Genomic DNA, 6784 nt, shown 5'->3' with positions numbered 1-6784 from the left:
CGGGGGGCGGCGAGGGCCGGTCCGGCTCCAGGGTTTCGGGCATTTCGAAGGGCGCCTTCCATTCGCAGGGCACGATCTCCGAGGTGACGGGCGAGGCCGGCATCCAGCGCGGGCTCGCGACCCCGTCCGAGACCCAGATCGGGTCACGCGGGGCGGTGATGGCGCGGGACAGCCATTCGCGCGCTCTCCCTTTGTCGCCTTCGGCCTCCGCGATATCGGCCATCAGCGCGCAGACGCGGGCCTGCGGGCGGCCATCGATATAGGGGGCGAGCGCGGCGCGCGCCTCGGGCCACAGCTTTGCCCTGACGCCGGCGCGGGCCAGCGCCACCGCGCCTTCGAGCCCGCCCTTGTCTTCCCTGAGGAGATCGCGCACCCGGCCATAGCGCGCCTCGGGGCTTTCGCCCGGCATCACATGCGCTTCGAGGTCGGCGGTGTCGGGGTGGGGGCTCAGACGCCAGCTTTCCCGGAGGATCTTCGAGGCCTTGCGGGCCGAGGCCTGGGCGATGAGCAGCCGGGCCGCCAGCAGCGCGGCGGGCACCAGGGCGGGGTCCAGCTTGTGGGCCTTCTGTGCCAGTTCCAGCGCCTTTGGCCGGTCACTGTCTTCCAGCGCCAGCGCCTGGGCGGTGAGCACGGCGGCGAGCTTGCGGTTGCCTTCCGCGGCCGGCATCAGGCCCAGCTTGATCTGCTGAGAGAGGGTGGCGGCGGCGGCCGTCCAGTCCCGCGCGGCGGCCTGCAATTGCAGGGCGGCGGCGGAAGCCCAGGAGAGCCGCGGGTTCAGCGCCAGGCCGCGCTCGGCATGGCGGCGGGCGGCGGACATGTCACCCGCCTGGCGGGCCTCGGCGAACAGGCCGCGCAGGCCCAAAGCCTCGGTGTCGGGCGATTTGGTCATCGCCTCGAAAATGCGTTTGACGGCGCCGCGGTCGCCTTTCAGCTGGGCGGCCTGGGCGGCCAGCACATTGACCAGCGGCTCATCCAGAAGGGCGTTGCCGGCAATCGCCGCATGCCTCGCTGCCGCCGCGGCATCACCGGCACCCGCCGCCACGATGCCGCGCGAGAGCGACTCATAGCCCTTGCGGTTCTTGCGAAAGGCGAGATAGCGCTGCACCGATTGCGGGCTGGCCCACAAGCGGCGGAACAGGCTCCACACAAACCAGATGGCGATCACCGCCGCGACCGCAACGACGACGCCGGCGACGAAGCTCATCTCGATCTCGCGGCCGAGCCAGCGGATGGTGAGGGTTCCCGGCCGGTCGGCGATCCAGGCGAAGCCCGCCGCCAGCAGCACCAGCAGGAAGAAGCGCCACAACAGCTTGATCACGGCTGCGGCCCTCCCATGGCGGTGATCTGGCGCAGCACCGCGTCGGACAGTTCGGCGAGCGCTGCGTCAAGCCGCAGCCTTGCGGCGGCGCGGTCACGCCACTGGGTGAGCTGCAAAGGCTTGTCGCCCTCGCCCGCGTCGATCACCGCGATGGCCTGGGTGAGATCGCCGGCCTCCGCGAAACCCGCCGCCTGTTCGGCAAGCTGCGGCCAATCCGTCTCGCCAATGGGCCGGATGGTGATGACGCCGGAGAGCTGCTTCATCAGCGTGCCGAGATAGCTGTCATCGGCGGGCGGCGCGGCGGCGGGCCGCGGCAAGCCCGGAATGGCGGCGCGCAGTTCATCCGCCAGGCCCCTGGCGTCCGGCAGGCCTTCCGCGGCGGTGGCTGACACCGTATCGAGCCCCGCCGCGGCGGGCACCATGCGGGCGATGCGCTCAACCTCGGGAGCATAGGGCGCGCCGGCTGCAACCTTGGCCTTGAGATCCGCCAGCGCCTGCGAGAGGGCGGCCGCGGCACCCGCCCGGGCCGTGGCCGGCGCATCGGCCTTGAGGCTCGCCACGTCCTTCTCCAGCGCGTCGATGCGCTGGTTCAGCGCGGCAAGCGCCGTGGTATCGATCGAGGCAACGCTGGCGCTGCCGGCGGTTCCGGCCGCGGAAACGGAGTTGCGCAGCGCGCCGAGATCGGCGGAAAGCGCCGCCACCGACGTTTCAAGCGCGGCCAGCCGCGCGCCGCTGCTGTCCAGCGCCTGGGCAAGGCCCTGCGCCTGTTGCGCGGCACCCGCGGCTGCCTTGCCGGCATCGCCCGCCGCGGCCCGCGCGGCGTTCGCGGCGTCCGCTGCCGCGGCGGCCTGATCCTTGACGCCAGCCAGCCCGCTGTTCAGTTCGCCGATGTTGGTTTCCAGCGCCGCCACCTGGTTTCTGAGCGCCGTCATCTCACTGGACGGCAGATAGCTGGACAGAACGCCACGGTAGAGCAACAGGCCGGCCAGCAGGCCGAGCGCCAGCGCCGCGATGAGCCACATGTTGCCGCGCCGCTTCGGCTGCGGTGGCGGCAACGGCGCCTCCGGCCGGGGCTCCGGCGCGGGGCCGATGTCCTCGGCCTCGAGGTCGATCACCTGCGGCCTCGCGGCGGGCTTGTCGTCTGGCGGTTCCATCGTCATGGCTCTGCGCCTAGTCCCTTCTCCCTTCCCGCGCAAGCAGGGCCAGCATGGCCTGCTCGTCGGGCGTTTCAGGAACCTTCTTATCCCAGCTCTCGGGCAGAACTGAGGCAACATTCCCGGAAAGACAAAAATTCCTAACGCTGCCCGCCTGGCGGGAAAGTCCCGCGGCCTCAACCAGGGCGCGCCAGATTTTTGCGCTGCGCGGCGAATAAAGCATCACGGCATCGATTTCACCGGCCCTAAGACTATTTTCCGCAACCCCCAGGCCCGCCGCCGGCACGGCGTCATAGAGCACCGCGCGGTGGCAGGAAAAGCCCGCGGCGGCGAGCTGGCCTTCAAGATCGCCCGTGGTTTCAGCGCCCGACAGGTACAGGACCGGCCCCGCCCCGGGGTCCAGATTGGCGCGGATGAAGGCGGCAAGCCCGGTCACGTCGCCGCCATGCGCCTCCGCCGCGAGGCCCGCCTGTTTCGCCGCCTTCAGGGACTGCGGCCCAACCGTCAGTGTACGGAATTTCGCGAGGCCGTGGGAAGCCGGCAGGCACCGGATACCATTGGCGCTGGTCACCGCGACGGCCTGCCACGGCAGCGCGGGAATCTCCACGGCCTGGCGCGGGCGGATCGCCAGCAGCGGCACGATCACCGCCTCATGGCCCATGGCCTCGAGCTTCGCCTTCAGGGGCCCGGCGTCTTCCTCCGGCCTGGTGACGGCGATCCGCATCAGAAGGCGATGAGGCTGCCGCCCTCGGCTTTCACCTGTTCGCCCGCCTCGCGGCCCATGCGCTGGGCGTCGGCGGCGGCACCCCGGCGGGTGGTCTCGAAGCAGTGCACGCCATCATGCGTCAGGGCATGGCCGCGGAAGCTGATCTCGCCAGCCTCCATCACCGCGTGTCCGGCGAGGGGTGTCCGGCAGGAACCATCGAGTGCCGCCAGAAACGCCCGCTCGCAGGCCACCGCAACGGCCGAGGCTTCGTGGTTGAGAGGCTTCAGCAGTTCGCGCGTCGCCGCGTCATCCTCGCGGGTCTCGATGCCGATGCAGCCCTGCGCCACGGCGGGCAGCATCACCTCGGTTGGAACCAGCGAGGCGATCCTGTCCGCCAGTCCCAGCCGCTTGAGGCCGGCGGCGGCGAGGAAGGTGGCCTGGGCAACACCCTCTTCCAGCTTTCGCAGCCTGGTTTCCACATTGCCGCGGAACTGGATCACGTTGAGGTCCGGCCGCAGCCGTTTCAGCTGGGCGGCCCGCCGCACCGAGGAGGAGCCCACCGTGGCGCCCTCGGCCAGATCGCTGATCGATCCGGCAACCGGGCTCAGGAAGGCGTCGCGCACATCCTCGCGCGGCAGCAGCGCCGCGATGGCGAGGCCGTCCGGCAGCCGGGCCGGCATGTCCTTCATGGAATGCACGGCAAGGTCGATCTCGCGGGCGAACAGCGCCTCCTCGATCTCCTTCGTGAACAGCCCCTTGCCGCCGATCTCGGAGAGCGGCCGGTCGCGCACCCGGTCGCCGGTGGTGGTGATCACCACGATCTCGATGTCGGCGGCGGCGTAGCCGTGGGCGGCCATCAGGCGGTCGCGGGTTTCATTGGCCTGGTAGAGGGCGAGCGGCGAGCCGCGGGTTCCAATCTTCAGCTTCGGCATTTGCAAGTCCGTTCCGGCGGATGCTAGAGGTTCGATCCCTCTTAGCCGCAAACCCCGGTGGCGTCACCCATCCGATGGCCCAGCCCGCCCTGCATATTCTCGGTATCGAAACCTCCTGCGACGAGACCGCCGCCGCGGTGGTCCGGCGTGACGCGGCGGGGCGCGGCGAGATCCTGTCCAATGTGGTGCTGTCCCAGACCCAGGATCATGCGCCCTATGGCGGCGTGGTTCCGGAGATCGCGGCCCGCGCCCATATCGACCATCTCGACCGGCTGGTGGCGCAGGCCATGAAACAGGCCGGCCTCTCCTTCGCGGAGCTTGACGGCGTGGCGGCCACGGCGGGGCCCGGCCTGCTCGGCGGGCTGCTGGTGGGGCTCACCACCGCCAAGGCCATTGCGCTTGGCCACGGCAAGCCGCTGCTTGCCGTCAATCATCTCGAAGGCCACGCCCTCACGGCGCGGCTCCTGGGGCAGGTCGAGTTCCCCTATCTGCTGCTGCTGATCTCGGGCGGACACACCCAGTTCCAGATCGTCGCCGGTGTGGGCCGCTACCACCGCCTCGGCAGCACCATCGATGACGCGCTGGGCGAGGCCTTTGACAAGGTGGCGAAGCTCGTGGGGCTCGGCTACCCGGGCGGCCCGCAGGTGGAGGCCTTTGCCCGCCGCGGCAACCCGCAGCGCTTTGCCTTTCCGCGCCCGCTCAAGGGCCGCAAGGATTGCAACTTCTCCTTCTCCGGCCTCAAGACGGCGGTGCGCGAGGCGGTCAAGGGGCTGGGCGTGCTCTCGGAGCAGGATGTGGCCGACGTCTGCGCCTCCTTCGAGGCGGCGGTGGCTGACACCATGGCCGACCGGCTGGCCATGGCGGCGCAGGCGTTTCGCGCCGCCCACCCGGACGTTGCGCGGCCGCCGCTGATCGTGGCCGGCGGGGTGGCCGCCAACCAGAAGCTCAAGGCGGTGTTCGAGGACGCCGCGGCGCGCCATGGCCTCGCCCTCATCGTGCCGCCTGCCAGGCTCTGCACCGACAATGCCGCGATGATCGCCTGGGCCGGCGCCGAGCGGCTGATCCTGGGCCTCACCGACGATTTGGGCGTGGCCGCCCGCGCCCGCTGGCCGCTCGACCAGGCGCAGGCCCCCGTCTATGGCGCGGGCAAGCTCGGCGCCAAAGCCTAGACTTCCACAGCAAGGACAAACACCATGCTCTTCGCCCTGATCTGCACCGACAAGCCCGCGAGCCTCGACCTCCGCCTCGCGGTGAGGCCCGATCACCTGAAACATCTGGAAAGCCTCGGGGCGGCGCTCAAGGCGGCCGGCCCCTTCACCGATGACGAGGGAAAGCCCTCGGGCAGCCTCGTCATCATCGAGGCGGCGGACCGCGCCGCGGCCACGGCCATCGCCGCGGCCGACCCCTATGCCAGGGCGGGCCTCTTCGCATCGGTCGACATCAGGCCGTGGAAATGGCTGATCAGGAATCCGGAGGCCGCGTGATGGCGAATTACTGGCTGTTCAAGTCCGAGCCCGAGGTGTGGTCCTGGGCGCAGCAGAAGGCCAGGGGCCAGGCCGGCGAGGAATGGACCGGGGTGCGCAACTATCAGGCGCGCAACAACATGCGGGCCATGAAGCTGGGCGACAAGGGCTTCTTCTATCATTCCAACGAAGGCCGCGAGGTGGTGGGCATCGTCGAGGTCTGCAAGCTCGCGCACCGGGACTCGACCGCCGAGGTTGACACCTGGGCGTGCGTCGACATCCGCGCCGTGGCGGACATGCCGCGGCCGGTGACGCTCGACGAGATCAAACAGGACCCGAAGCTCAAGGACATGGTGCTGGTCAACAATTCGCGCCTCTCCGTTCAGCCGGTGAGCGAGGCCGAGTTCCGGCACATCTGCAAGCTGGGCGGCGCGAAGCTTTGACGATCCCGGACCGCGCGGGGTTCATCCGCGCCAATACCTCGGTGCTGGCGCCGCCGCTGGTGCCGGAGGTGAAGCTCCACCTCGCCCATGAGGCGGTGCCGCTGTGGCAGAAGACCGAGGAGGAGCTGGGCGAGATCGGCCTGCCGCCGCCGTTCTGGGCCTTTGCCTGGGCGGGCGGCCAGGCGCTGGCCCGCCATGTGCTGGACCATCCGCCGCTGGTGGCCGGCAAACGGGTGATCGACCTGGCGGCGGGTTCAGGCCTCGTCGGCATCGCCGCCATGAAGGCGGGGGCCGCGCATGTGCTGGCCGGAGACATCGATGCCTTCGCCTGTGCCGCGGCGTCGCTCAACGCCGCGCTGAACGCCGTGGCGCTGGAGGTGACCGGCGCCGATCTGCTCACCGCACCGGCCCCGGATTGCGACGTCATCCTGGTGGGCGATCTGTTCTATGAGCAGGCGCTGGCGGCGCGGGTTCTCGCCTGGCTGGCGGAGGCCGAAGCGCGCGGCATTCCAGCCCTCATCGGCGATCCCGGCCGCAGCTATCTGCCGCGCGAACAGCTCACCAGGCTCGGCGAATACCGCGTGCCGGTCACCCGCGACCTCGAGGACGCGGAGATCAAGCTGACATCGGTCTGGCGGCTAAGCCGGTTTTGTTGAGGCTCGGATCGCCCCTCACCCTCTCCCCATGAATGGGGAGAGGGAATTCAAGGTAACTCCCTCGCCCCGCGACAGCGGGGAGAGGGTTGGGGCCCATTGCGCCAGCAATGGG

General features: G+C 70.3%; 8 protein-coding genes. 4 read left to right on the top strand and 4 right to left on the bottom strand.

All coding sequences use genetic code 11. The features are described 5' to 3' along the window. The 4 genes from ACKOED_RS04850 to hemC all read right to left on the bottom strand — a co-directional run. On the bottom strand, window positions 1-1318 hold a 1318-nt coding region (locus ACKOED_RS04850; RefSeq protein ID WP_408915449.1), incomplete at its 3' end, for a heme biosynthesis protein HemY. Then, on the bottom strand, window positions 1315-2478 hold the full coding sequence (locus ACKOED_RS04845) for a COG4223 family protein (RefSeq protein ID WP_408915448.1): 1164 nt from the start codon (window positions 2476-2478) through the stop codon (window positions 1315-1317). The genes ACKOED_RS04845 and ACKOED_RS04850, both read right to left, overlap by 4 nt. A 10-nt stretch (window positions 2479-2488) precedes the next feature. Next, the gene (locus ACKOED_RS04840; protein WP_408915447.1) at window positions 2489-3196 is read right to left on the bottom strand and encodes a uroporphyrinogen-III synthase; all 708 of its coding nucleotides are present in this window, start codon (window positions 3194-3196) and stop codon (window positions 2489-2491) included. Next, complete coding sequence (hemC, locus tag ACKOED_RS04835) at window positions 3196-4110, bottom strand: hydroxymethylbilane synthase (protein WP_408915446.1); 915 nt, start codon at window positions 4108-4110, stop codon at window positions 3196-3198. The genes ACKOED_RS04840 and hemC overlap by 1 nt, the downstream gene beginning before the upstream one ends. A gap of 89 nt (window positions 4111-4199) precedes the next feature. Between hemC and tsaD the strand changes: the two genes are divergently transcribed. Genes tsaD through ACKOED_RS04815 form a run of 4 tightly spaced genes read left to right on the top strand, consistent with a single transcriptional unit; the run spans window position 4200 to window position 6672 of the window. Continuing rightward, window positions 4200-5279 (top strand): tRNA (adenosine(37)-N6)-threonylcarbamoyltransferase complex transferase subunit TsaD, encoded by a 1080-nt coding sequence (gene tsaD / locus ACKOED_RS04830; protein WP_408915450.1) that lies wholly within the window; start codon window positions 4200-4202, stop codon window positions 5277-5279. Window positions 5280-5303: 24 nt separating this feature from the next. Continuing rightward, entirely contained in the window at window positions 5304-5594 is a 291-nt protein-coding gene (locus tag ACKOED_RS04825; RefSeq protein ID WP_408915445.1) for a YciI-like protein, read from the top strand. Beyond that, window positions 5594-6016 carry an EVE domain-containing protein gene (locus tag ACKOED_RS04820; protein WP_408915444.1) on the top strand — a complete coding sequence of 141 codons (423 nt, stop codon included), beginning with the start codon at window positions 5594-5596 and terminating at the stop codon, window positions 6014-6016. Before ACKOED_RS04825 ends, ACKOED_RS04820 begins: the two co-directional genes overlap by 1 nt. Then, window positions 6013-6672: a class I SAM-dependent methyltransferase gene (locus tag ACKOED_RS04815; RefSeq protein WP_408915443.1), complete on the top strand. Its 660-nt coding sequence runs from the start codon at window positions 6013-6015 to the stop codon at window positions 6670-6672. Before ACKOED_RS04820 ends, ACKOED_RS04815 begins: the two co-directional genes overlap by 4 nt. Window positions 6673-6784: the final 112 nt, after the last annotated feature.

Source organism: Aestuariivirga sp., from assembly GCF_046093005.1.
In the GTDB taxonomy this organism is placed as follows: domain Bacteria; phylum Pseudomonadota; class Alphaproteobacteria; order Rhizobiales; family Aestuariivirgaceae; genus Aestuariivirga.
This window is presented reverse-complemented; position numbering and strand designations above follow the sequence as displayed.

What these genes read in the sequence shown, in the direction of transcription:
- ACKOED_RS04825 (WP_408915445.1), top strand. Translation starts at nt 5,304, where the DNA reads ATGCTCTTCGCCCTGATCTGCACCGACAAGCCCGCGAGCCTCGACCTC.
- ACKOED_RS04845 (WP_408915448.1), bottom strand. Translation starts at nt 2,478, where the DNA reads ATGACGATGGAACCGCCAGACGACAAGCCCGCCGCGAGGCCGCAGGTG.
- hemC (WP_408915446.1), bottom strand. Translation starts at nt 4,110, where the DNA reads ATGCCGAAGCTGAAGATTGGAACCCGCGGCTCGCCGCTCGCCCTCTAC.
- ACKOED_RS04820 (WP_408915444.1), top strand. Translation starts at nt 5,594, where the DNA reads ATGGCGAATTACTGGCTGTTCAAGTCCGAGCCCGAGGTGTGGTCCTGG.
- ACKOED_RS04840 (WP_408915447.1), bottom strand. Translation starts at nt 3,196, where the DNA reads ATGCGGATCGCCGTCACCAGGCCGGAGGAAGACGCCGGGCCCCTGAAG.